This window comes from Candidatus Phaeomarinobacter ectocarpi (genome assembly GCF_000689395.1).
Lineage (GTDB): Bacteria > Pseudomonadota > Alphaproteobacteria > CGMCC-115125 > CGMCC-115125 > Pyruvatibacter > Pyruvatibacter ectocarpi.
Map to the genome: position 1 here is coordinate 1,556,974 of NZ_HG966617.1, position 22,331 is coordinate 1,579,304.

At 59.6% G+C, this 22,331-nt stretch carries 23 protein-coding genes; 9 read left to right on the top strand and 14 right to left on the bottom strand.

Annotated features, from left to right (window positions below; translation table 11 throughout):
- Nucleotides 1-107 precede the first annotated feature (107 nt).
- The 8 genes from recJ to BN1012_RS07465 form a co-directional block, all read right to left on the bottom strand.
- Complete coding sequence (gene recJ, locus BN1012_RS07430; RefSeq protein ID WP_043949130.1) at nucleotides 108-1,922, bottom strand: single-stranded-DNA-specific exonuclease RecJ; 1,815 nt, start codon at nucleotides 1,920-1,922, stop codon at nucleotides 108-110.
- Nucleotides 1,906-2,901, bottom strand: coding sequence for a class II fructose-bisphosphatase (gene glpX / locus BN1012_RS07435; RefSeq protein ID WP_043949131.1), 996 nt, complete (start codon nucleotides 2,899-2,901; stop codon nucleotides 1,906-1,908). Before glpX ends, recJ begins: the two co-directional genes overlap by 17 nt.
- A gap of 84 nt (nucleotides 2,902-2,985) precedes the next feature.
- Entirely contained in the window at nucleotides 2,986-4,305 is a 1,320-nt protein-coding gene (locus BN1012_RS07440) for a homoserine dehydrogenase (RefSeq protein ID WP_043949132.1), read from the bottom strand.
- Complete coding sequence (locus BN1012_RS07445) at nucleotides 4,302-5,555, bottom strand: LL-diaminopimelate aminotransferase (protein ID WP_043949133.1); 1,254 nt, start codon at nucleotides 5,553-5,555, stop codon at nucleotides 4,302-4,304. The genes BN1012_RS07440 and BN1012_RS07445 overlap by 4 nt, the downstream gene beginning before the upstream one ends.
- Before the next feature lie 236 nt (nucleotides 5,556-5,791).
- Nucleotides 5,792-7,351 (bottom strand): OmpA family protein, encoded by a 1,560-nt coding sequence (locus tag BN1012_RS07450; RefSeq protein ID WP_145973435.1) that lies wholly within the window; start codon nucleotides 7,349-7,351, stop codon nucleotides 5,792-5,794.
- 310 nt (nucleotides 7,352-7,661) lie between these two features.
- Nucleotides 7,662-8,630, bottom strand: a complete 969-nt coding sequence (gene argC, locus BN1012_RS07455; protein ID WP_043949135.1) for an N-acetyl-gamma-glutamyl-phosphate reductase — start codon at nucleotides 8,628-8,630, stop codon at nucleotides 7,662-7,664.
- A 95-nt stretch (nucleotides 8,631-8,725) separates the two neighbouring features.
- The gene (locus BN1012_RS07460; protein ID WP_052534787.1) at nucleotides 8,726-9,517 is read right to left on the bottom strand and encodes an esterase/lipase family protein; all 792 of its coding nucleotides are present in this window, start codon (nucleotides 9,515-9,517) and stop codon (nucleotides 8,726-8,728) included.
- 112 nt (nucleotides 9,518-9,629) lie between these two features.
- On the bottom strand, nucleotides 9,630-9,851 hold the full coding sequence (locus BN1012_RS07465) for a DUF2061 domain-containing protein (protein ID WP_043950781.1): 222 nt from the start codon (nucleotides 9,849-9,851) through the stop codon (nucleotides 9,630-9,632).
- Nucleotides 9,852-10,007: 156 nt separating this feature from the next.
- Here BN1012_RS07465 and BN1012_RS07470 point away from each other — a divergent pair, with 156 nt between their 5' ends.
- Complete coding sequence (locus BN1012_RS07470) at nucleotides 10,008-10,448, top strand: group I truncated hemoglobin (RefSeq protein ID WP_043949136.1); 441 nt, start codon at nucleotides 10,008-10,010, stop codon at nucleotides 10,446-10,448.
- A gap of 66 nt (nucleotides 10,449-10,514) precedes the next feature.
- Here BN1012_RS07470 and rpsI read toward each other — a convergent pair whose 3' ends face one another.
- Nucleotides 10,515-11,021, bottom strand: coding sequence for a 30S ribosomal protein S9 (gene rpsI, locus BN1012_RS07475; RefSeq protein WP_043949137.1), 507 nt, complete (start codon nucleotides 11,019-11,021; stop codon nucleotides 10,515-10,517).
- Between the two features lie 3 nt (nucleotides 11,022-11,024).
- Complete coding sequence (gene rplM, locus BN1012_RS07480) at nucleotides 11,025-11,489, bottom strand: 50S ribosomal protein L13 (protein WP_043949138.1); 465 nt, start codon at nucleotides 11,487-11,489, stop codon at nucleotides 11,025-11,027.
- 335 nt (nucleotides 11,490-11,824) lie between these two features.
- Between rplM and BN1012_RS07485 the strand changes: the two genes are divergently transcribed.
- The 3 genes from BN1012_RS07485 to BN1012_RS07495 all read left to right on the top strand — a co-directional run bounded on the left by BN1012_RS07485 (nucleotide 11,825) and on the right by BN1012_RS07495 (nucleotide 13,678).
- Entirely contained in the window at nucleotides 11,825-12,442 is a 618-nt protein-coding gene (locus tag BN1012_RS07485) for a bactofilin family protein (RefSeq protein WP_043949139.1), read from the top strand.
- Between the two features lie 94 nt (nucleotides 12,443-12,536).
- Nucleotides 12,537-13,352 carry an enoyl-CoA hydratase gene (locus BN1012_RS07490; RefSeq protein ID WP_043949140.1) on the top strand — a complete coding sequence of 272 codons (816 nt, stop codon included), beginning with the start codon at nucleotides 12,537-12,539 and terminating at the stop codon, nucleotides 13,350-13,352.
- A gap of 5 nt (nucleotides 13,353-13,357) precedes the next feature.
- Complete coding sequence (locus BN1012_RS07495) at nucleotides 13,358-13,678, top strand: contact-dependent growth inhibition system immunity protein (protein WP_145973436.1); 321 nt, start codon at nucleotides 13,358-13,360, stop codon at nucleotides 13,676-13,678.
- Here BN1012_RS07495 and BN1012_RS07500 read toward each other — a convergent pair.
- Entirely contained in the window at nucleotides 13,668-14,303 is a 636-nt protein-coding gene (locus tag BN1012_RS07500) for an HD-GYP domain-containing protein (RefSeq protein WP_052534789.1), read from the bottom strand. The genes BN1012_RS07495 and BN1012_RS07500 overlap by 11 nt on opposite strands.
- Before the next feature lie 203 nt (nucleotides 14,304-14,506).
- On the opposite strand from BN1012_RS07500, the gene BN1012_RS07505 reads away from it, so the two are divergent.
- Together BN1012_RS07505 and BN1012_RS07510 are read left to right on the top strand one after the other, a co-directional pair.
- Nucleotides 14,507-14,926 (top strand): CoA-binding protein, encoded by a 420-nt coding sequence (locus BN1012_RS07505; protein ID WP_043949142.1) that lies wholly within the window; start codon nucleotides 14,507-14,509, stop codon nucleotides 14,924-14,926.
- 47 nt (nucleotides 14,927-14,973) lie between these two features.
- The gene (locus BN1012_RS07510; protein WP_043949143.1) at nucleotides 14,974-16,251 is read left to right on the top strand and encodes an O-acetylhomoserine aminocarboxypropyltransferase; all 1,278 of its coding nucleotides are present in this window, start codon (nucleotides 14,974-14,976) and stop codon (nucleotides 16,249-16,251) included.
- On the opposite strand, the gene BN1012_RS07515 is transcribed toward BN1012_RS07510, so the two are convergent.
- On the bottom strand, nucleotides 16,230-17,294 hold the full coding sequence (locus tag BN1012_RS07515) for a COX15/CtaA family protein (protein ID WP_043949144.1): 1,065 nt from the start codon (nucleotides 17,292-17,294) through the stop codon (nucleotides 16,230-16,232). The two genes, BN1012_RS07510 and BN1012_RS07515, sit on opposite strands and share 22 nt — an antisense overlap.
- 163 nt (nucleotides 17,295-17,457) lie before the next feature.
- Here BN1012_RS07515 and BN1012_RS07520 point away from each other — a divergent pair, with 163 nt between their 5' ends.
- Nucleotides 17,458-17,694, top strand: coding sequence for a DUF2842 domain-containing protein (locus tag BN1012_RS07520; RefSeq protein ID WP_052534790.1), 237 nt, complete (start codon nucleotides 17,458-17,460; stop codon nucleotides 17,692-17,694).
- Here the strand turns inward: BN1012_RS07520 and BN1012_RS07525 are convergent.
- Nucleotides 17,691-18,947, bottom strand: coding sequence for a glycosyltransferase (locus BN1012_RS07525; RefSeq protein ID WP_043949145.1), 1,257 nt, complete (start codon nucleotides 18,945-18,947; stop codon nucleotides 17,691-17,693). The two genes, BN1012_RS07520 and BN1012_RS07525, sit on opposite strands and share 4 nt — an antisense overlap.
- A 375-nt stretch (nucleotides 18,948-19,322) precedes the next feature.
- Here BN1012_RS07525 and BN1012_RS07530 point away from each other — a divergent pair, with 375 nt between their 5' ends.
- Nucleotides 19,323-19,829 carry a DUF7282 domain-containing protein gene (locus BN1012_RS07530; RefSeq protein ID WP_043949146.1) on the top strand — a complete coding sequence of 169 codons (507 nt, stop codon included), beginning with the start codon at nucleotides 19,323-19,325 and terminating at the stop codon, nucleotides 19,827-19,829.
- A 27-nt stretch (nucleotides 19,830-19,856) separates the two neighbouring features.
- On the opposite strand, the gene BN1012_RS07535 is transcribed toward BN1012_RS07530, so the two are convergent.
- Nucleotides 19,857-20,915, bottom strand: a complete 1,059-nt coding sequence (locus BN1012_RS07535; RefSeq protein WP_043949147.1) for a polysaccharide deacetylase family protein — start codon at nucleotides 20,913-20,915, stop codon at nucleotides 19,857-19,859.
- Between the two features lie 151 nt (nucleotides 20,916-21,066).
- Here BN1012_RS07535 and BN1012_RS07540 point away from each other — a divergent pair, with 151 nt between their 5' ends.
- Nucleotides 21,067-22,284: a GNAT family N-acetyltransferase gene (locus BN1012_RS07540; protein ID WP_043949148.1), complete on the top strand. Its 1,218-nt coding sequence runs from the start codon at nucleotides 21,067-21,069 to the stop codon at nucleotides 22,282-22,284.
- Nucleotides 22,285-22,331 lie beyond the last annotated feature (47 nt).

The following is a 22,331-nucleotide window of genomic DNA, read 5'->3' on the forward strand; positions in this document are numbered from 1 at the left end:
CGCGTTGTTGCGCTGCGGAGAGGTTAGGTACACTGCATATGGGACGTATTCAAGTACCCAAAGTGGCAATTTATGCGACTTTTTGGGCTGATTACGGACAGAATGGCCTAAGTGGCCGGTGCCGCATCCTCAATATGCAACTCCACAGCGTTTCCACCCCGCCAGCTGTCCCGTTTGAGCCGCCCGGCCGCATGAATTCGCTCGTCAGATGCCCCCAGCAGCGCCTGCCCAAGAGGCTGATCGGCACTCCTGAATGCCACCGCCTTGAGATTCTTGCCGCTGGAGCCCTTGAGAGTGACGCGGACGTGGCCACTGCCGACAACATCAGCGAAGGCCACACGGGCGTCTGATATGGCAATGCGGGGTTCCGGGTTGCCTGACCCATAGGGGCCGGCCTGGGCAATCATGTCGACAAGCGACGCCGTGGCCCCGCCACATGAAATCGCACCATCCAGCGTCAGTCCCATGCTCGCCTGAGCCTGATCAACACTCTTGGCCAGGTCTTTCTCCAAAAAGGCGCTCAATTCCGGGACTTTATTGGCCGCAACCGTCAGGCCGGCAGCCATGGCATGGCCGCCACCATTGACCAGCAGGTCGCTTTCCAGCGCCCGCACCACAGCGGCGCCCAGATCAACACCGGCGATGGAGCGGCCTGAACCTTTGCCCAGTCCATTCTCGTCCAGCGCAATCACAATCGCCGGTCGGTTCGTGCGTTCCTTGATGCGGGCAGCGACAATGCCGATGACACCAGGATGCCACCCTTCACCGGCAACAATGCCCACCGGACGGTCTGCCAGGTTGTCGCGCTCGACAATGCCCATGGCGTGCTCGAGCACATCAGCCTCGATAGCCCGACGTTCCGCATTCAGAATATCCAGACGTTCGGCAATCTGTGCAGCTTCGGCCGGGTCATTGCTGGCCAAGAGCTTGGCACCCAATCCAGATGCTCCAATCCGGCCCCCCGCATTCACCCGCGGTCCCAGCATGAAGCCCGCGTGATAGGGCGACGGCGCGCCCTCCATCTTGGAAACAGCGCCAAGGGCCATAAGACCCGCATTGCCCCGCTGGCCCATGACTTTGAGGCCCTGGGTCACAAAAGCTCTGTTGACGCCCTTAAGAGGCACCACGTCACACACGGTGCCAAGCGCCACCAGATCCAGCCATTGGGTCAGTTTCGGCTCGGGACGGCTGTCCGCAAAGAAGCCACGCTGGCGCAGCGCCCGGTTGGTGGCCACCGCAAGCATGAAGGCCACGCCAACAGCTGCGAGTTGCCCCAGTCCTGAAGGACAATCAAGGCGGTTGGGATTGACGACCGCCCAAGCCGGCGGCAGTTGCGGGCTCGCCTTGTGATGGTCGATCACCAGAACATCGAGCCCGGCCGACTTTGCTTCTTCAAGCGCTGTATGGGCCATCGTGCCGCAATCAACGGTGATGCAGACGTGCGCACCCTCTTCCGCCAACAGTCGCATGGCGATCGGGTTGGGGCCGTAGCCCTCTTTGATGCGGTCTGGAATGTAGATGCGGGGCTTGACGCCAAGAGCGGTCAGATAGCGCTCAAGCAAAGCACTTGAGGTTGCTCCGTCTACGTCATAATCCCCAAAGACCGCGACCTGCTCTTCATTGACGATGGCGTCTGCCAGACGTGAGGCTGCTGCATCCATGTCCACCATGGTGGAGGGATCAGGCAGCAACTCACGCAAGGTGGGCGCAAGATACGTGGGAGCGGTTTCCGGAGTGACGCCACGGGCTGCAAGAATGCGCGCCAGAAACGCGTCGAGGCTCAGGGCCTGCGAGATTGTCTCCGCAACCCGTTCATCAGCAGGACGCAATGCCCAGCTGCGACCGGAGTATGACCGGGCCACGCCAAGGTAAGGCGCAGGCCCGGTCGAACTGTCGGACTGTGGATTAGCGGAACTTTGCAAGATAGCTATGCTGCGCCTTGATGTAGCGAACCGTGCCGGTGGAGGACCGCATGACAACAGTGTGGGTTGAAACCGTGTCCTTGCCCCACTTGATGCCTTCAAGCATGTCGCCGTCTGTCACGCCCGTAGCTGCAAACAGAACATCGCCCGAAGCCAGTTCGTTCGTGACGTATTTGCGTTCAAAATCCGTGTAGCCAACGCGTTCGGCGCGGCGGCGTTCTTCGGCATCGCGGAAGATCAAACGTCCCTGGATTTGGCCGCCAATACAGCGCAGGGCTGCCGCAGCGAGCACACCTTCGGGGGCGCCACCTGTGCCCATATACATGTCGATGCCCGTGTTGGGCTCGGCTGTGTGGATCACACCGGCAATGTCGCCGTCTGTGATCAGGGTCACCGCAGCGCCAGCATCGCGCACCGACTTGATGATGTGGGAGTGACGCGGACGGTCTAGCACGCAGACAGTGATCTGTGACGGATCAACACCCTTGGCTTTGGCAAGTGCCAGGACGTTGTCTTTGGGGTCCGCATCAAGATCCACAAGGCCTTCAGGATAGCCGCCGCCGATGGCAATCTTTTCCATGTAAACGTCAGGTGCGTTCAAAAGGCTGCCGCCTTCCGCCATGGCGATGGTCGCCAGCGAATTGGGCATGCACTTGGCGCACAGGGTTGTGCCTTCCAGCGGATCAAGCGCGATATCAACCTTGGGGCCTGACTTGGTGCCGACTTCCTCGCCGATATAGAGCATTGGCGCTTCATCGCGCTCGCCTTCACCGATCACGACCGTGCCGTCGATGTCCAGCGCATTGAGTTCGCGACGCATGGCGTCCACGGCGGCCTGGTCAGCGGCTTTCTCATCGCCACGGCCACGCAGACGCGATGCAGCCACAGCGGCGCGTTCGGTCACACGGGCAAGCTCAAGCGTCAGCTCACGGTGAAGAAGAGATGCTGGTGCCTGATCGTCGGACTTGGCCTGGCTCATGATCTTTTGGTCTTTCGTAATCTGTGTGAAGCGCGCCAGCCGGAATGCTGGTCGCAAATAGGAATGTCGGTCTACCGCGTACGTTTACAGCGATTCCACGCGAATAACATGGGGGCGGCTGGCAACGATACCGGTTTCCTCAATGGCGTTAATGGCCTTGGTGAGGGCCTGACGGGTTGAAGGATAGGTTATCACGATGACAGGCATGTTTGCGCCCTCTACGTGATTGCGCTCCGGGCGCTGAATCATCGTCTCGATCGAGATGTCATTTTCCGCCAAAAGGCCCGTAACGGCTGCAATTGTGCCCTTTTGGTCAGCCATCTGGAACCGCAGATAGAACGCCGTCTGGGACGTATCTTCCGGCGCCGCATTGTCTGCCGTCAGATTGTCCACGGGAATGCCGAAAACCGGGATATCGAGCCCGCGGGCAATATCGACCGTATCAGCCACCACAGCGGAGGCCGTGGGGCCTTCACCGGCGCCTGGACCGCCAAATTCAACCGCACCCACCCAATCGCCTTCAAGGTGGATGGCATTGCCCCCGCCGCTGACAAGTGCCAGCGGATGGGCCAGAGGTACGAGCGCCGGCTGAACCCGCTGTAGGCAACCGCCGTCGAGGCGCTGCGCCGCTGCAATCAACTTGATGCGATAGCCAAGTTCCTTGGCTGCCTCAATGTCTTCGGCTGTGATTGAGTCAATGCCCTGAATGTCGACCGCATCAAAGTTGACGCGGGTGCCAAAGGCGATGCTGGCGAGAATAGCCAGCTTGTGGGCGGCATCAAACCCACCAATGTCCGTGGTCGGGTCGGCTTCGGCAAAACCAACATCCTGCGCCTGCTTGACCGCTGCTTCGAAACCGACGCCCTCATCTTCCATCAGGCTCAGAACAAAATTGCAGGTACCGTTCAGGATCGCGACCATGCGGTCTATGCGGTTGGCGGTAAGGCCCTCCCGCAGACCCTTGATGACTGGAATACCACCCGCCACAGCTGCTTCATAGGCGAGCACGACGCCCTTTGTTTCTGCCAGCCGCGCAAGCGCCACGCCGTGGTGCGCCAACAATGCCTTGTTGGCCGTCACAACGTGTTTGCCGTTCTCAAGGGCTGTTTGCACCAGTGAACGGGCAACACCTTCTTCGCCGCCGATGAGCTCCATCACCACATCAATATCGTCGGCAGCTGCCATATCGAGGCAGTCGTCGAACCATGGATAGGGCGAGAGATCGACGCCACGGTCCTGATCCTTGCTGCGGGCAGACACACCGCCAATGACGATTGGGCACCCTGCCCGCGCAGACAGAAGATCAGCCTGCGCCGTCAGGATCTTGATGACACCCGCGCCGACCGTGCCAAGACCGGCGATACCGACGCGGATGGGTTTGCCGCTTTTGGATTTACCGCTCATGACGCTTCAGCCGGTTTCGGATCGGGTTCATCCAGCCGCAGGTCTGGCGTTTCGCCTGCCAGAATGGCATCCGCATTCTGCATGAAGCGCCGCACATTGCGGGCCGCCTGACGGATGCGCTGTTCGTTCTCTACAATCGCCACGCGGACGTGGCCGTCGCCATATTCGCCAAAGCCGATGCCCGGCGAGACTGCCACCTTGGCGTGCTCCAGCATCATCTTTGAGAATTCCAGCGAGCCGACATGGCGGAATTTCTCGGGCAGCGGTGCCCACGCAAACATCGTGGCTGGCGGAGAAGGAATATCCCACCCAGCCTGCGCCATTGACTGAACAAGGGCATCGCGTCGTGCCTGATAGGTCGCGCGCATTTCATCCACGCATTCCTGCGGGCCGTTGAGGGCAGCTGTTGCTGCCACCTGTATCGGCGTGAATGCGCCATAGTCGAGATAGGATTTGATGCGTGTCAGGGCAGCCACCAGGCGTTCATTGCCGACAGCAAAGCCCATACGCCACCCCGGCATGGAGTAGGTCTTGGAGAGCGACGTAAATTCAATCGCAACATCCTTTGCACCGGGCACCTGCAGGATGGAGGGGGGCGGCGGACAGTCGTCGAAATAGACCTCTGAATAGGCCAGGTCTGACAGCAGGAACACGTCGTGCTTGTACGCGAACTTGACCATGTCCTTGTAGAAATCGAGATCCACAACCTGCGCCGTTGGATTGGACGGGAAATTCAGAACGACCGCAGATGGTTTGGGGACGGAATGCTTCATGGCCCGTTCGAGACCCGCCATGAATTCACTCTCGGTTCCCATGGGCACGTGACGGATCACGGCACCGGAAATAATGAACCCAAAGGAATGGATAGGATAGGTCGGGTTGGGCACCAGCACCGTGTCACCGGGTGCGGTGATAGCCTGCGCGAGGTTTGCAAAGCCTTCCTTCGACCCGATCGTCGCGACGATTTCGGTTTCCGGATCAAGCTTCACGCCAAAGCGGCGCTCGTAATAGGCCGCCTGGGCCCGGCGAAGACCAGGGATGCCCTTGCTGGTCGAGTAGCGGTTGGTGCGCGGCTTTGAGACCGTTTCAACCAGCTTGTCGACGATGTGTTGTGGCGTGGGCAGATCGGGATTGCCCATGCCCAGGTCGATGATGTCCTCGCCGCGCCCACGGGCCTCGGCTTTGAGCTTGTTGACGACTTCAAAGACGTACGGCGGAAGGCGGCGAATACGGTGAAATTCTTGCGACATAACAAAGGTTCCGGTTCCTGCCGCGGCAGGTGCTGCGGGGCATTAAAACCCCGCGCGAATGTCCAGCGGCATTAGCAGACAATCAGCGCTTTTGACAATGTCCCGGCCTGTGTCCCCTGGATGGGGCCCGGGCGGTTGGAAAGCACAAACGGCGAATGGCCGGGGTGCTGCCCGATGAGGGAACAGCCCCGGCCAATGAACCCCGAGGAGAAGTCAGAAAAAAGGCCGGCTACGCGTTACTCGAGAAAGATTTCCGCGCGCCGGTTGCCGGCTTCGCCCGCGGGCATTGACTCGTAATATTCCGGTGCCCGGTCACCGACCGCTTCAATCACCAGATCAGACGCCGAGACGCCCTTGCGCATCAGCTCATTGGCGACGGCATTGGCACGGTCCATGGATGCTTCGAAATTGGCAAGCAGGTGAGCATTGACCGGCAGGTTGTTGGTCCGGCTGGAGGCATGGCCGACAACACGGACAGATCCTTCACCGCGTTTCTTGTGAAGTGCAGCAACCTCTGAAATCTGGGCACGGTCAGCCGCGCTCAGGTTGGATGAGCCATGGCCAAAGTAAATGGCGACCGGCGCAAATGGCCCGCCTTCAGCGTCTGAAGCGGCACCGGAGAATTCCAGCGGCTCATAAGCCTGGATAGGAAGCGTCGGCGCTGAGCCCTGCTCCAGTGTTGGCGTAGCGGGAACCGGTGAGCCGGCTCCGATGGCTGAATAGTCAATCACCACACCATCAGCGCCGACCTGTGGTGCTGGTGCGGAAAGTTGCCCGGCGGCCTGCGCAGTGGCGGCAGGTTCACCCAGCGTCTCGTCAAAACGTGCCGCAACAACTGCAGGCACCTGATCGCGCACCTCAACAGGCAGCGGCGGCGCCGTGGAGACAGCAAATTGAGGCTGGCCGGATGCATTTACGGGGGTGACCGCTGAACGGACAGGAACAGAAGCCGCCGGAGCAGAAGCTGCCAGGGTTTCTGTTTCATAGGTTGGAACAGAGCGAGCGGGCACGGCTGCGCGGCGCGCCGGTGCTGTCGCAACCTGACGAACAGGCGTGGCGACCGGAGCAGTAGCGACGCGCGGCGCTGTTGCCTGCGGGGCCGCAGACGGCACAGCTGCAGGAGCAGACGGAGCTGCAGGCGCGGCCGTGGGTGCTGGCAGCGTTGCTACTTCAACCTTGGGAGTTGTGGGCGCAGGTGCGGCTGGCGCTGCAGCAACCGGCGTTTCAACAATTTCGCCATCGTCCAACTGGCCCATGCGGCGTGAGGGTACCTGGAAAGCCGGGATATCACGTGCTGGAATAACACCAGCTTCTGACGGTGCCGCAGCGGCTACGGTTTCGGTGCCGCCAGCTGTCGCAGGCAGATCAGGCAGAGGCGCAACACGGCGAGATGGCAGCGGAGATGCAGGTGGCTCGGTGCCGCCACGAAGGGCTTCACCGGAATAACGCGCATGCTGCCGGTCAGCTACGAGGCTGTTGGCCAGATCACGCTTCGCGGTCGGGTTGCCGGTCTCGGGCACCTGAGGCGTCGACCCGGCAGTCGGGAAACTGCTGTTTTCAGAGGCAGCTTCAGCACGTGCCTGCTGAGCAGCCACATTCTCATTGGTGGTCTGGCTTGGGGCCTTGCCGGTAATCGCGTCTGACGCGGTCGAGGGCTTGGTCCAGTCCGGGAGCGTGGAACATGCAGCAAGCATGAGGCCCGCAGCCGCGGCCACCAACGGTCCTGCGCGCAGGCCAGTGCGGCGGCTCTTCATTGGCTGTTCAACGCTCACACGTGAAAGAGAAGTGTTGGTCATAAAGCTCTCTTTTTTGACGTCCGGCCCTGCAGCAGGCACCCGGTCAGGGCGCTGCAATCCGGAAATTCCACCCGATGCGCAGCAATCGTCTGGATAACGCTGCTGCAAGTGTTCCAATGCGTCGCGAACTCCCCTCGCACCGGGACACAGTTATTCCATACCAAATGCCAGCTTAAAGCGCATTAGCCACATGGCAAATTAGGCAAATAAAATGGCCACGCGCTGCCCACCGTAAACCGACGGCAAAAGCTGCATCACAAGGGTGTGCCCGAATGCTTAACAGAGTGTTGCGATGCGCGGATTGCGTTCACTAAATCGCTGAAAGGCTTGCGCTTTCGTCTAGACCCAGCATCAGGTTGAGGCATTGAACAGCGGCACCTGAGGCGCCTTTGCCGAGATTGTCCAGTTCTGCGACCAGCAGCGCCTGACCGGGTGCGCCATGGACGCCGTCATGACCAAACACGTTCAGGCGCATCGTGTTCGTCCCGACGAGGTCTTCCCCGAACATCTCTGCAGGCGGCGAAGCCGAATCATGTGCGGCAACTGATACGAAGCTTTCACCTTGGTAAAACTCTGTAAGCGTCTGTTTTAAATCAGAAATACTGGCGGACTTTGACAGGACTTGGAGCGGCAGCGGTACCTGTATCAACATCCCCTGTCGGAATTGGCCGGTTGCCGGAACAAACAATGGCGCCGCATCCAGACCAGAGAAATGCTGCATTTCCGGCAAGTGCTTGTGCTGAAGCGTCAGACCATAAAGCCTATGTCCTTCAGTGATATAGGCGTCGTTCTTCTCGTTTTCGTACCGATCAATCAGCGCCTTGCCGCCGCCCGAGTAGCCGGACACCCCAAAGACAGAGGCAGGCCAGTCGGCAGCAATGAGGCCCGCGTCAACGAGAGGCCGCACAAGCCCGATAAATCCCGTGGGATAGCAGCCTGGAACCGCCAGCCGCTTGGTTTTGGCAATGCCATCCCGCTGCCCCGGTGCCATCTCGGGGAAGCCATAGGCCCAGCCGTCCAGTGTCCGGTGGGCACTGGAGGCATCAAGAATCCGGGCATCGGGGTTCGTGACAAGCGAAACCGCTTCGCGCGCCGCATCGTCTGGCAGGCACAGAATCGACGCGTCACAGCCATTCAGGAGGTCCGCACGGGCATCGGCATCCTTGCGGCGTGCCGGATCAATCGACACAACCTCAATATCTGACCGGGCATCCAGCCGGTCGCAGATTTGAAGGCCGGTTGTCCCGGCTTCGCCATCGATGAATACCGTATGCGCCATGATGCGCTGCCTTTACGAAAAACGAGAGATCACAAACAAGGAGGGAGGCGCGATGTATCACGCCTCCCCGGATTGTCCTAGATGCTCGACGCGGCCTAGCTATGCACTTCGTAGAGGCGTTTCATGAGCGCGGGCGGCTCAAAGTGCTTCCAGGTGCCCTTCTTCTGGGCCAGACGGTCCGCAATGGCGAAGTAAACCAGCGGATTGACGCCCAAACCGAAATGGCTGGCAAAGACCTGAATGGATTCACGCTTGCCGCCCGGACGCTCGCGGCAGGCATCACCGGCGACGACAGCATCCGTGTTGGAGAAAATGGCTGTGGCAGGCACCGGAATGGGCGCGCCCAGCGCCTCTGTGCGCTCCTTGTCCTCAATCCGGTCCTTTGAGGCCAGAAGATTCCACATGATGCTGATGGAGTTGGCCCGCACGTCCTGAAACGGGCTGCCCATGGTGATGACACCACGCACCAGATCCGGGTTTTCGCGGGCAGCTTCGCGCACAAGGCATCCGCCCAGGCTCCAGCCGACCAGCGACACCTTTTCGCCGGTCTTGTCGGCTAATTCCTTGGCATTATCGACAATGGCGTCGAGATTTGCCTGCGTCGGCCCGTCATTGCGGCCATTGCGCCAGCCACGGGTGTGGTAGCCGCGGTTGCGGATATAGCGGCGCAGGGGAACTGTTGAATTGTCGTCTGTCGAAAAGCCGGGAACCACAATCACGCCATGCCCGTCACCATTGGGCGCCCGGTCCAATGCCGGCCAGGCGGCGGCGAGTGCTGCCCCCTCGCCCAGGACACGCATTTCCAGCGGCCACATGGTGGGCCGCGGCGGTGCAATCGGGCGGTATTTGTGAGGCGTCTCAGGCGTAGCGTGACCAATATCTGACATTCAATGACCCTTGTATAAGCGGCTAGACCGCTGAAATTGCTCACCGACCACGGGTTATGGGATCAGATGCCGCCTACCCCCTTGGCACCCAACATTTTGTGTAGGGTGCCTGCTAAGCCGCAGCCTGTGCCGTGTCGATGGGTACCTTACGCCGACTATGGTCATGCGGATCACCAAAAGACCATGCCCTTTCGTGCAGATGGTAGGCCACAGTCTGCACGATTGGCTCCACAAGCCCGATACCAAGCGCAACGATCCAGCTCCCCGTCAGGGCATATGCGACGCCGATCGCCACCACCATGTGCATGATGGAATAGGTTGCTGTTTTCGTCATCGTCCGCGCCATGTCGGCCATCCTTAGTTGCGAATTACTATTAGTTAGATGGAGGCTCGTGCGGACGCGTCAAGGACCAGTCAGCCTCTTTCAAAAATATTCATGGTTGCAGTGCAGTCTGCAGACAACCGCGAGTAATTGAACAGGTCTGACAGGATGCAAGCCCAACGCGCCACATCGGAAGTGCCCCTGATCGACGTCATTGGTGGCAGAGACGTTGTTCTGAGGGTTCACCGCGTCTTCTACGGCAAGGTTTACGCCCATCCCTGGCTCAAAGGCTTCTTTGCCAATTCGGATCGCCAGCACCAGGAAAACCAGCTCACGGACTTTTTCGTCGGCATTCTCGGGGGCCCGCTCACCTATTCAGGGCGCCTGCCCAACAAGGCCCACCCCCACCTCTTCATCACGGACGAAGTCTTCGATATCCGCCATGGACTGCTTGCAGAAGCCCTGGCCGAGGTGCGCATTGATCCCGACATCGCGGCCATCTGGCTGGAACGCGACGAGCTGTTCCGCAAGGTCATTGTCAAGAAGTCCGTCTCCGAGTGCCATGGCCGCTACAAGACAGAAGCCGTGATCGCACCGGCAAAGCCCTGAGCGGCCCCAAAAAGAAAGGGCGGTTCCAAAGAACCGCCCTTCCCCATAATTGAAATGTCCTGAAGCCTAGCGCTTGGAGAACTGGAAGCTCCGGCGGGCTTTCGCGCGGCCATACTTCTTACGTTCAACAACGCGGCTGTCGCGTGTCAGGAAGCCACCAGCCTTGAGCGTGCGGCGCAGGCCAGGCTCAAACAAGGTCAGAGCCTTGGAGATGCCGTGACGCACGGCGCCAGCCTGACCGGACAGACCGCCACCGGTGACGGTGCAGACAATGTCAAACTCGGAGGCACGTTCCGTCACAACGAGAGGCTGATTGACCAGCATCCGCAGCACGGGGCGTGCGAAGTACTTTTCCTGGTCGCGGCCGTTGACCGTGATGACGCCAGTGCCGCGCTTGATCCAGACGCGGGCGACCGCATCCTTACGCTTGCCAGTGGCATAGGAGCGGCCAAGCTCGTCAATCTTCGGATCAGGAAGAACCTCAGGTTCTGCATCAACAACCGGTGCGTCCGTGACGGCGGCTGTCATTGCATCGCCCAGATCTTCCAGGGACTTGGTTTCTGTTTCTGACATTCTCTAGTCCCTCGGCGTATTCTTGGAGTTCATGGACGCAATATCCAGCACTTCAGGCTGCTGAGCCTCATGCGGATGCTCAGTGCCCGGGTAGATCTTCAGGTTGGACATCTGCGCGCGGGACAGGGGTCCGCCCGGCAGCATGCGCTGCACGGCTTTGCGGACGATGTCCTCAGGGTTCTTGCTGGCAAGAATCCGCGTCGGATTGGTTTCCTTGATACCGCCCGGGTGGCCCGTGTGACGGTAATAGATCTTGTCGGTCATCTTCTTGCCGGTCAGAGCGATCTTGCTGGCATTGATGACGACGATGTTGTCACCGCAATCCATGTGCGGTGTGAAAGTGGGCTTGTGCTTGCCGCGAAGGCGTGTCGCGATGATGGTGGCCATACGCCCCACCACAAGGCCTTCAGCGTCGATAAGCACCCACTTCTTCTCAATATTTGAGGGGGTTGCTGTAAAAGTCTTCATTGGTCTTTTGGGTATCCTGGTAGGTGCAGCCCCAAGTGGGAGCCTTGCCGGAAAACAAAGCGCCGGACGCGATTGCCCGGCGAAACGTGACGTTGCGCGGGTTATCTAGGACGGCGCCTTTCATGTCAATCGGCGAATGCCCGAAAAAGCGCAATAAAACCAGCGGCTTCCATCTGCGGTATTTTGATACCCCAAATTTGGCGCGTCACCTAATTGATTGAATTGAGGGGCCATTTCCCGTTCAATCACTCGGGGATAATCAAAGGTTAATGGCATTGCTTGGGGTGGTGCCGGGACCTTGCGCTTTGAAGCGCGCGTAAACTGGGGAAATCATCATGCCGGACGACGGTAGCAATCCGAGTGCACAGGGGTCTTCGCAGGCCAAACCGGCTGAAACGCCGACGCAAAAGGCTCCTGCGCCTGCCCCAACACCGGCAGCGGCCCGGCCCGCTGCACCCCGTCCCCTCTCTCAATCAGCGCCTGCGCCCACCAGAGCACCTGCACCGGCAACCCCGGTCGCGGATGGCAAGCTCGTGCTCGGCAAGGGGGTGTCATTGGCAGGCCACGTCACCAACGCTGTCAGTGTCCTGGTCGAGGGTGATTTCAGTCAGGCGACCATCGAGGCCGGTGAACTGGTGATTGGCCAGGCCGGCCGCATCACCGGTCAGGCCGTCGTGACAAGCGCTGAAGTCCGCGGGCATTTTGAAGGTGAGTTGACCGTTCAGGACGAATTGATCGTCCATGAAACCGGCAGCGTCAGCGGCACCATTCGGTATGGCGAGTTTCAGGCAACCCGGGGCGCCCGCCTGGAAGGCGATATCCGCACCATTGGCTCCGAGGCCCCTGCCCGCGCAGATGCACCTGCGGAGGCGGAGCCCGCTGAAGTTCAGGCCGAGGCACCGGCCCCCGAGCCAGACAAACGCAGCATCGGCGGCATGCTTCGGCGCAAATAGCGCTTGGCCACTTGGCCAACTGACGTCTTGAGGGGGGCTGACGCGGTCCCTCCGGGGCCTTAGGCTTTCCCAAATGCATTTGGGAGGATGCCTCATGTCACACGCCGCTGCTGCCGTCGCTGATCCGGTTCTGATTGAACACCTGGACAAAGGCGTCGCCCGCCTGACGCTGAACCGTCCAAAGGCGCGCAACAGCCTGTCGGATGCGTTGATCGCGTCACTCCATGAAGCCGTGACCCGTTTGGGCAATGACCCTGCCGCCCGCGTCATCATTCTCGATGGTGCCGGCCCCGGCTTTTGCGCTGGCCATGATCTCAAGGAAATGACGGCCCACCGTCAGGATGCGGATGGCGGCAAGGCCTATTTTCAGGATCTGGTGTCGCGCTGTTCGGCCATGATGCAGGCCATCGTGCGCTGCCCCAAGCCGGTGATCGCTCGCGTGCATGGCATTGCGACCGCTGCCGGCTGCCAGCTTGTTGCCAGCTGCGATCTCGCACTCGCCAGCAACGACGCGCACTTTGCAACGCCGGGGGTCAATATCGGCCTGTTCTGTTCAACACCTATGGTGGCGCTCTCTCGAAACGTCTCGCGCAAGCACGCCATGGAGATGCTGTTGCTGGGCGAAATGCTGGATGCCAAACGCGCCGCGCAATTCGGGCTCATCAATCACTGCGTGTCAGGTGACTTTCTTGATGAAGAAGTAAACGCCTGGGCCAAGCGCATTGCCGCAAAATCCTCCCACACGCTGGCCATCGGCAAGCAAGCCTTCTACGACCAGCTTGAGCACGGCCTGAGCGACGCCTACGCCTATGCAGGTCAGGTCATGGTGCAAAACATGATGGCGCACGATGCCGAGGAAGGCATCACAGCCTTCATCGAGAAGCGCAGTCCTACCTGGGAAGATCGGTAAGCAAAGTGTCACCCTCGCACTTTACCGGTAAAGTCCCTGAACAATTCAAGCAGTTTACAGGCTTCTTCCATCAGGACATGGACGGAGGATTTGAGGAAGCTATCAGTGCATATGTGGATGGCGCGCCACCGGGTGAAGCGCTACTAGTTACACAATACTTTCAGGCCGTAATTGACCTCAATCTTGACGATAGCCAACTTAAATCATTCTGGTTTGACTGGGCCTTGGCCGAGTGGGGCCCGGCTCGAGAAATGCAGGAATTTCTTCAAGAACTACAAGACATGTTGACGGCGGCCATCGAGAAGAAAGCGGCGACTAATGAGTAGAACGAACCGCGTCGATGTAAATTTTCCCGATGGTTTCTTTGTGCTCGATAAAAGTCCTCAGGACTCTCTCATCGAAAATATCCGGCGTAATCCGCCCTTCCCCATTCGACAACGCCTGGCACACCTCCTCATGAGTTTTGCCCGGCTTGTAGGATCGTTCCCGGCGTAACGCGTCATAGACATCGCACAAGCTGACAATGCGCGACGCCATGCTCGTCTGATTGTTTCTCAGCCCATAGGGATAGCCCGAGCCATCCGCGTGCTCGTGATGCTCTAGGGCAATCTGGCTGGCCAGTCTCATGAGTGGAAATTTCGCGGTCTGCAGTATCTTGGCGCCCGCCAAGGCATGCCCCTGCATGATCCGGTTCTGGTCCGGCGTCAGGACACCTGACGCGTGCAGGATGGCCGGTGGGATCGACATCTTGCCAACGTCATGAAGTCGTGCGGCAAGGCCGATGGCTTCGGCTTCCTCTGGTGACGAGCCCATAAAGGTCGCGATATGTTTGGCAAGAAGGCCCACCGTGTGCTCGTGGTCAGCCGTGTGCGCATCTGTGGCTGAATGCGCGGCATGGACACACGACAGTGCATCCACATGGGCGGCATTCAAAAGATGGACTGCAGGCATGATCAACCCTTCCTGCCCCAACGATTAAAGCAGCGGGATTAAGGTCTGATTACTAATAGTTGCGGTCCGGTTGCAATTTCTGCAGTTCGGGGTGATGGCTCATTCTGGAATTTGAGGGTTTGTGCCAGAAACACCCACCCATCTGACTGGACGACCGCATGACGCCCGGTGTTTAGTGCCTGTCCACAAATCGGGACCATCCAATGCCCACCTATTCAGACGATCTCATCCGCACCCTCTTTGAAAACACCAAGGTCATTGCCCTTGTTGGCGCGAGTCCGAAGTCCCATCGCGCAAGCAACGAAGTGATGGGCTTCCTGCTGCGCGAAGGCTTTGACGTGTATCCGGTCAACCCGCTCAAGGTCGGCCAGGAAATTCACGGACGGACGGTTCTGGCATCCCTTGCCGACGTCCCGGTGCCCATCGACATGGTGGATGTGTTCCGCAATGCGAGTGTTGCCGGTGAGACCGTGGACGAGGCCATCGCCGTGGGGGCCAAATCCGTATGGATGCAGCTGGGCGTCATTGACGAGGCCGCAGCCAAACGGGGGGAAGCGGCCGGACTGACAGTCATCATGGACCGCTGCCCCGCCATCGAAATTCCGCGCCTTCGGGCCGCATGAACCAACATCTTCAGACCACAAAATGATCCGTACAGGGAGTACAACAGATGAGTGAACAGGGATTTTCAACACGCGCCGTCCACGCAGGCGCGGCCCCCGACCCCACCACCGGCGCCCGCGCCACACCGATCTACCAGACATCATCCTATGTATTTGACGATGTGGACCATGCCGCCCGGCTGTTTGGCCTGCAGGAATTCGGCAATATCTACAGCCGTATCATGAACCCCACGCAGGCTGTGCTTGAAGAGCGCATCGCATCGCTTGAAGGCGGTACGGCGGCATTGGCCACAGCCTCTGGTCATGCGGCACAGCTGTTGATTTTCCACGCCATCATGCAGCCCGGTGACCGCTTTGTGGCCGCCAAGCAGCTTTATGGCGGCTCCATCAACCAGTTCGGCCACGCCTTCAAGAAGTTTGACTGGCATGTGGACTGGGTCGACATGGCGGACCCGGCTGCCGTGAAGGCCGCGATTGGCCCCAAGACCCGTGCGATCTTCATGGAGTCCATTGCCAACCCCGGTGGCGTTGTTCAGGACGTGACGGCGATCGCGGCGATTGCCAAGGAAGCGGGCATTCCGCTCATCGTCGACAACACCATGGCGACACCCTATCTGTGCCGCCCCATTGAATTGGGGGCGGACATCGTCTGCCACTCGCTGACCAAGTTCATTGGCGGTCATGGCAACTCCATCGGCGGGATCATCGTGGACGCCGGCACCTTTGACTGGTCTGCCTCCGGCAACTACCCGACCCTGTCCGAACCGTGTGACAGCTATCACGGCCTTAAGATGCACGAGACCTTCGGCAACATCGCCTTTGCGATCACCTGCCGTGTGCTCGGCCTGCGCGACCTTGGTCCCGCCATCTCACCGCAGAATGCGTTCCTGCTGCTGACAGGGTGTGAAACCCTGGCCCTGCGCATGGAACGTCATTGCCAGAACGCCATCACCGTTGCCGAGCACCTCAAGGGCCATGACAAGGTCTCCTGGGTGTCCTATGCGGGCCTGAAGGAAGATCCGGGTCACGCCTTGATGCAGAAGATCAGCCCCAAGGGCGCCGGTGCCGTCTTCACCTTCGGGCTGAAGGGTGGATTTGAAGCAGGCAAGACCCTGTGCAACTCGGTGGAGATGCTGTCTCACCTGGCCAATATCGGCGACACCAAGTCCCTGATCATTCACCCCGCGTCCACCACCCACGCCCAGCTGTCACCGGAGCAACGTGCAGCAGCGGGCGCCGGTGATGACACCGTGCGTGTGTCTGTCGGCATTGAAGATGCCGCCGACATCATTGCGGATATTGATCAGGCTCTGGCCAAGGCCTGAGTGCGACCCGCATCGGGCGTACCGTGGACAGCGATGTGAAGCTGCACCATGGCGACGCCCAGCACGATGACCGCGCCGAACTGGTGGAGTCCGCCAAGCCAGACCGGCACCACGGCAACCAGCGTCCAGATGCCAATGAGTATCTGGACGCTGATCGCTGTCGCAAACCACATGGCGGCCCGGCGCTGAAGCCTGTCTGCCCCAGCCGCCACGACGCGCCAGCAGAAAATCACAGTCAGTATGGCAATGAGATAGGCCACCATCCGGTGATTGAACTGGACGGTCAGATGCTGCTCGAACGCCGCCGCAGGCACGGTGTAGATCCCGTCTGGAATAAATGCCCCATCCATGAGCGGCCAGGTGTTGTAGATCATCCCGGCATCGAGCCCGGCCACAAACGCACCCAGCACAATTTGCACATAGACCAGCAGCACTAGCCCGCCGGTCCAGCCGACCCAACGGCGATGTATCTCGTCGGCCGTGCCGCGGAGAATATCAAGCGCCACCCAGACCAGCGCCGCGAAGATCAGGAACGCCAGTCCCAGATGGGCTGCCAGCCGGTATTGGGAGACACTGACACGCTCCGTGAGGCCGGACGCGACCATGTACCAGCCCATGAAGCCCTGCATCCCGCCTAGTACAAACAGGCCGGCGCAAACCCATGCCAACCGCCCGCGAAGGCGGCCCGTGGCGAGAAACCAGACGAAGGGCACGAAGAACGCCAGACCAATCAACCGGCCTAGAAACCGATGCCCCCACTCCCACCAGTAGATGGTCTTGAATTCGTCCAGGCTCATGCCCTTGTTGACCAGCTGGTACTGCGGGATTTGCCGATACTTGTCGAACTCTTCCTGCCACATCTCGGCACTCAGCGGCGGGATCGACCCGGTCACCGGTTTCCACTCGGTGATCGACAGGCCGGACCCGGTCAAACGCGTCAGACCACCGACAACCACCATCAACGCGACGAGGGCGGCAACACCCAGCAGCCAGATGGCAATGGGACGGGTATCTGTACGGCTGGTTTCCAACGGGCTGCTCATGGGACGGATTGACGCTCGGGCTGGTGCTTTTGGCCATCTCGGCCTAAATGACTGAGTTCGAGTGACAACATAGACTGATGAACCCCACGTGCGCAGCGGCGCGATGCCGCATCATATGGCAGACCACCATGGATCCATCAGTGACCGATTTTGGAGACCGCCCATGACATTCGGCATTCCCATGCGCTGGCGCAAACTCATTGGCCTCGTGGTGCTGCTGGTGTTCATGTTCCTCTATGCGATGTTTGTAATGACATTTGCGGTCTACAAACTTCCCGAAAACGGCATCTTGGAGTTCGCCTATTTTCTGGCAGCCGGTATTCTGTGGGCCATTCCGGCGGGCTTCCTCATCAAGTGGATGCAGATACCTGACCCCGGCACCCCGCCGCAGCAAATCTAGTCTGCCGTCTGTTGGTCTCTCGCAATTTCAGTGATGAGATCTGCTGCCTGACGCGCGCCGCCCTCAGCCCTTAGCAAGCTGCCAATGTCCTCTGCAGCCGATGCAATGGCTGGATCAAGCGCCTGGATGATGCGATCAGCCAGGACCTGTCCGGTGATTTTCTTTTGCTTCACCGGGCGTGGCCCGGCGCCAAGGCGAGCCACCACATACCCCCAGAACGGCTGATCGCCAAATACGGGACAGATGACCGTCGGCCGCCCCCAGCGCAAACCTTCGTGCGTGCTGCCGGCACCGCCATGGTGCACCACAGCCGCACAGCGCGGGAACAGCCAGCTGTGAGGCGCGCTCTCCAATGCAAAATGCTGCGGCGGAAGATCACCGCCGGATAACCCGCTCCAGCCGGTTGCGATGATGCCGCGTTGCCCGGCCATGTCCAATGCAGCCACAACATCGCGCGTCAGTGCCCGGGCGTCCTGCGATGGCATGCTCCCAAAGCCGACATAAACTGGAGCAGGACCAGCACTCAAGAATGCCTCGAGATCGGCAGGCGGCTGCCAGGTGTCATCAGGGTCAACGAACCAGTAACCGGTTGTCCTTTCGTGGATGCCATAATCATCCGGACTCGGAACAAGGTGCTGGCTGAAGGCGTGAAACCGCGGCACGGGATTGCCCGCAGGGTGATACCCGGTCAGGACATCAATCGAAGATTTGGAGGGCACGTCCTGGCGCTTGGCAAACCATTTCCTGAGGAGTGAGCTGTAGCCGAGCCGCGTCAGCCACAGGAATGCGCGGTTCAGTCGCCGCGTCAGCAATCCGGATCGTCGCCAAGGATAAATCGGGTTTGGAAAGGCACCTGTGAGGGTATACGCGGGCTGCAGGTAAACAGGCATGGCCATGATGCCCAAGGAGCGCGCCGCATAAACCGCTGAAAAGGCCTTGGGGTGATAGACGATGACATCAGGGTGTTCGCGATGAGCCACGTCCCAGACATCCTGCAGCTGCGTCTGCATCAGGTCCTGAGAAAGCCGCCACGCGCGGATGAGCCCACGCACCGACCGCATGCCCTCCATCAGGACGGAGCCTTCCAGCTCAGCCTGCATATCAACGGAAACAGGCGCTGACCGAAGCCCCGCCTTTTCAATCATGTCTGTGAAGTTGGCGGCCGTTGAGACAGCCACATCGTGGCCATCTGATTTGAGCGCGCACCCAAGCGCGATGAAAGGTTGAACATCGCCACGTGACCCCAACGTCATCAACAAAATGCGCACAAGGTCACCTTTCTACCCCACGACGGCCTCATGTGGCGGACGCACAGGGCAGTGACAAGGCTTAGTCGAAACGGCCAAACGTCATCTTGTTGAGGGCAAGAAAGGCAACCATGAAGATGGCAATCGCAATAATGGCGGACATGACACGTCTTTCGTCTGGGGGCGACTCATCGGGAGCCGCCGTGATTTGATCAACTGCGGCGGACTATAGAGGGTTCCCCTCCAATTCCAAGATGCGGCTTTTTGGCCGTTCGCTCGTTTCCGACCATGGGTCATTTTTGTTTTGACGCACCGGCATGAAGGGCTGACACTCTCCCCAAGCCGCAAAGGGCATTCAAAAAAACGACCCGGAGGAACCCCATGTCAGCCAATATGTCAGCCATACGTTCAGGTCTCATCGCGGCCGCCTTTGCCTTTGCAGCAGGTCCGGTCATCGCCGAAGACTATGCTGCTCCAGCAGCGGACGCGTCGGCATCTGCCGCGGAAGAAGCCCCGCAGATGACAACCGGCAATGGTGAGGAAAACTGGATCATCACCGAAGGTGCCACACGTAACGGCGCGACCTTCACGTTTCCCGAAGTTCACATTGCAGAAAATGGCTGGCTGGTGATGCATCCCTTTGAGGACGGCAAACCCAATGGCGACATTTATGTGGGTCATACCTATGTGGGCAAGGGAACCAATGCCGACGTGGAAATCACCGTCGACGATGAGCCAGCCGTCGGCGAGATGTTTATTGTGATGCTTCACAGCGACGTCAACGAGGACAAGGTGTTTGACTTTGTGTTCGTCAATGAGCGCGAAGTGGCAGACAAGGCCGTGTTCGAGGGCATGAAGATGATTGCCCACCCCTACCCGGCACCCTAGTCCGCACTCTGGACGGCAGCACGGGTCCTAAGCGACATTCACCCGGCGGAACTTGTTCCAAAGGGCGAATGGCGCACCACCCAGCAGGACTTCAACAAGATCAACATCCTGAAAGTCGCCATTAAGCGACAGGCGCGGCAAGGCCCGCAGATGATTGCCATGGGCATCAAACAACAGGCCCTTGCGCGTCGTCACGGCAGACGCAAAGCGCTGCTCTGAAGACAGATCAAACTCGCGCAGACCAGCGGACCCTTCGTCCCCATAGGGATAGGCAAAGTGGCGTGGCCGCACGCCAAGCTCTGACTCAAGACGCGCTGTACCCGCCATCATGTCTTCGCGCGCCCGGTCCAGTGGCAGTTTTGCCAGCGCAAAGTGTGAGGCCGTATGCGCCCCGATGGTGCATAGCGGATGATCATTGAGGCGGCGCACATCGTCCCAGCGCATGGAGAGCGAGGACGCCAGGGCCTGTCCATCGACACCGGCAAGCTCTGCAAGGCGGGCAACCGCATGTCGCGCATCATCCTCGCTGACATCACGCAGACGCCAATAGACACTTTCCCACGCGCCACGCATTTCCTTTTCGGTGTGGGCAGCGTGGGAGATCGTCTCGCCACCGATGTCCATTTCGACATGGTCCAGTGCCCGGATGGAGGCTTCAAGCGTCAGCCACCAAAGATCGGCAATACCGTCCGGCAGGTCGGACGCCACATAGACCGCAAATGGCGCGGCATGCTTTTCAAAGATCGGCAGCGCCAGATCAGCATTGTCGAGATAGCCATCGTCAAAGGTAAAGGCTGCAAAGGGACCCGGACCTCCCTTGCGCAACCGACGAACCATCTCGTCCAGATCGACAATGTCATATCCCAGGTCGCGAACCCGCGAGATCACCGCATCAAGAAATGCCGGTGTTACTTCCAGACCCCGGTTGGGTGCGAAATCATGTGACCGCGGTGCCTGCTCCACCACGCGATGCAGCATGAAGATGGCCCCAAGACCGCGCCAGCTATTGCCCAGCACCCGATGCGCCCGCGTTGTGCGCAGGGTGCTCAGACCAAACTTCAAGACATCACTGCCAACCAGACGCATCGCCAAAACTCACCGCTGCAATTAACCAGGCCGCAGACTACCGCCCAGTGATTGCCAAGCGATTGACGCGGCCTTGCGCGGACACAAAAGACGCAATGGCACCCTTTTTGCGGATAGACCCTTAGAAATCGGGTCCCCAAAAGGTAATCACATGAACGCCAGCGCAGCTCTGAAACACGAAGAACTGTTGAATAATCAACAGTTTGTCGACCCCATCGGGGCTGACGACATGGTTTTCAGCACGACCAGCGACATCGCGTCGCTCCAGCGCATCTGGCGCAACCTGGAGCAACGAAGCGCCGCGCATGTGTTCCAAACATGGGCCTGGGTCTCAAATTGGCACAGTCACATCGGGCAGGCGCGCGGCATCACCCCGCATATCATTATGGCGAGCAGTCCCGACGGTACGTTGCGCGCCCTCCTGCCCATGGGCATCGAGACCCGTGCCGGGCTGCGGACACTGGTCTGGCTCGGCGATGAACATGCGGACTTCAAGGGGCCGGTGATCGACAAGTCCCTGCTCGCAGGTCTGACAACCGACGCCACGAAAAAACTCTTTGATAAAGCCTTCCGTCTCACCCGTGGGATCGACGCGGTGAAGCTGGTCGACATGCCAACGTTGCTGAATGATGCCCTGCACCCGCTGCTGGTCTATCCCAGTCAGCTGGCACCGGCGGGATCTCATTCCCTGACCATCAACGAAACGTTCGACGCCCTCTACAAGGCCCGGCGCGGCAGTTCCTCGCGCAAGAAACTGCGGCAGAGATCACGACGGCTGGCAGAGGCCGCTGGCCCCACAAAGTTCAAGGTCGCGCGGACACCTCAGGCACGCTCGGAAGCCATCTCCGTGCTGATTGAACAAAAACGTGCCCGACTGGCTGAAATGGGTGCCGGGGACATTTTCGCATCCTCCAATGTGCGTGCGTTCTATCGCACCCTCGCTGAGCAGCACCCGGAGATTTGCCAGCTCTCCACCTTCCAGGCCGGTGATGACATTGTTGCCGCCAACTGGGGCCTGACCTGGGGCAGCCGGTACTACTACGTGCTGTCCACCATGACCGACGGGGAGTACCGCACTTATTCGCCTGGTCAGTTGCACCTCAATGAGCTTATCGAGTGGAGCACCATTCGTGGCTTTGACGTGTTCGATTTCACGGTCGGCGATGAAGACTACAAGGATGACTGGTGTGACACGTCAACGGACCTTTTTGACGTTTACATTGGCTTAACCATCAAGGGCCGCGCCCTTGCTTGGGGGCAGGCAAAAACCCGCGCCGCGAAGCGTTTCATCAAGCAGTCGCCACGTCTGTGGTCTGTGGCAAAAAGGCTCAGAAAACGGCTGTATGACTACCGAACGCATACGGCTTAGTAACCCCCTTATGCGACTGTTTCGCTGAACACACAGCCAGCACCGGC

Excerpts from the sequence above, each read along its gene's own strand:
- BN1012_RS07460 (WP_052534787.1), bottom strand. The coding sequence starts at position 9,517 with ATGTCAGATATTGGTCACGCTACGCCTGAGACGCCTCACAAATACCGC.
- BN1012_RS07505 (WP_043949142.1), top strand. The coding sequence starts at position 14,507 with ATGCCCACCTATTCAGACGATCTCATCCGCACCCTCTTTGAAAACACC.
- BN1012_RS07500 (WP_052534789.1), bottom strand. The coding sequence starts at position 14,303 with ATGCCTGCAGTCCATCTTTTGAATGCCGCCCATGTGGATGCACTGTCG.
- BN1012_RS07530 (WP_043949146.1), top strand. The coding sequence starts at position 19,323 with ATGTCAGCCAATATGTCAGCCATACGTTCAGGTCTCATCGCGGCCGCC.
- BN1012_RS07485 (WP_043949139.1), top strand. The coding sequence starts at position 11,825 with ATGCCGGACGACGGTAGCAATCCGAGTGCACAGGGGTCTTCGCAGGCC.
- rplM (WP_043949138.1), bottom strand. The coding sequence starts at position 11,489 with ATGAAGACTTTTACAGCAACCCCCTCAAATATTGAGAAGAAGTGGGTG.
- BN1012_RS07510 (WP_043949143.1), top strand. The coding sequence starts at position 14,974 with ATGAGTGAACAGGGATTTTCAACACGCGCCGTCCACGCAGGCGCGGCC.
- BN1012_RS07535 (WP_043949147.1), bottom strand. The coding sequence starts at position 20,915 with ATGCGTCTGGTTGGCAGTGATGTCTTGAAGTTTGGTCTGAGCACCCTG.
- BN1012_RS07450 (WP_145973435.1), bottom strand. The coding sequence starts at position 7,351 with ATGACCAACACTTCTCTTTCACGTGTGAGCGTTGAACAGCCAATGAAG.
- BN1012_RS07470 (WP_043949136.1), top strand. The coding sequence starts at position 10,008 with ATGCAAGCCCAACGCGCCACATCGGAAGTGCCCCTGATCGACGTCATT.
- BN1012_RS07440 (WP_043949132.1), bottom strand. The coding sequence starts at position 4,305 with ATGAGCGGTAAATCCAAAAGCGGCAAACCCATCCGCGTCGGTATCGCC.
- BN1012_RS07465 (WP_043950781.1), bottom strand. The coding sequence starts at position 9,851 with ATGACGAAAACAGCAACCTATTCCATCATGCACATGGTGGTGGCGATC.
- BN1012_RS07445 (WP_043949133.1), bottom strand. The coding sequence starts at position 5,555 with ATGTCGCAAGAATTTCACCGTATTCGCCGCCTTCCGCCGTACGTCTTT.
- BN1012_RS07520 (WP_052534790.1), top strand. The coding sequence starts at position 17,458 with ATGACATTCGGCATTCCCATGCGCTGGCGCAAACTCATTGGCCTCGTG.
- rpsI (WP_043949137.1), bottom strand. The coding sequence starts at position 11,021 with ATGTCAGAAACAGAAACCAAGTCCCTGGAAGATCTGGGCGATGCAATG.
- argC (WP_043949135.1), bottom strand. The coding sequence starts at position 8,630 with ATGGCGCATACGGTATTCATCGATGGCGAAGCCGGGACAACCGGCCTT.
- BN1012_RS07525 (WP_043949145.1), bottom strand. The coding sequence starts at position 18,947 with ATGACGTTGGGGTCACGTGGCGATGTTCAACCTTTCATCGCGCTTGGG.
- BN1012_RS07490 (WP_043949140.1), top strand. The coding sequence starts at position 12,537 with ATGTCACACGCCGCTGCTGCCGTCGCTGATCCGGTTCTGATTGAACAC.
- glpX (WP_043949131.1), bottom strand. The coding sequence starts at position 2,901 with ATGAGCCAGGCCAAGTCCGACGATCAGGCACCAGCATCTCTTCTTCAC.
- BN1012_RS07540 (WP_043949148.1), top strand. The coding sequence starts at position 21,067 with ATGAACGCCAGCGCAGCTCTGAAACACGAAGAACTGTTGAATAATCAA.
- BN1012_RS07515 (WP_043949144.1), bottom strand. The coding sequence starts at position 17,294 with ATGAGCAGCCCGTTGGAAACCAGCCGTACAGATACCCGTCCCATTGCC.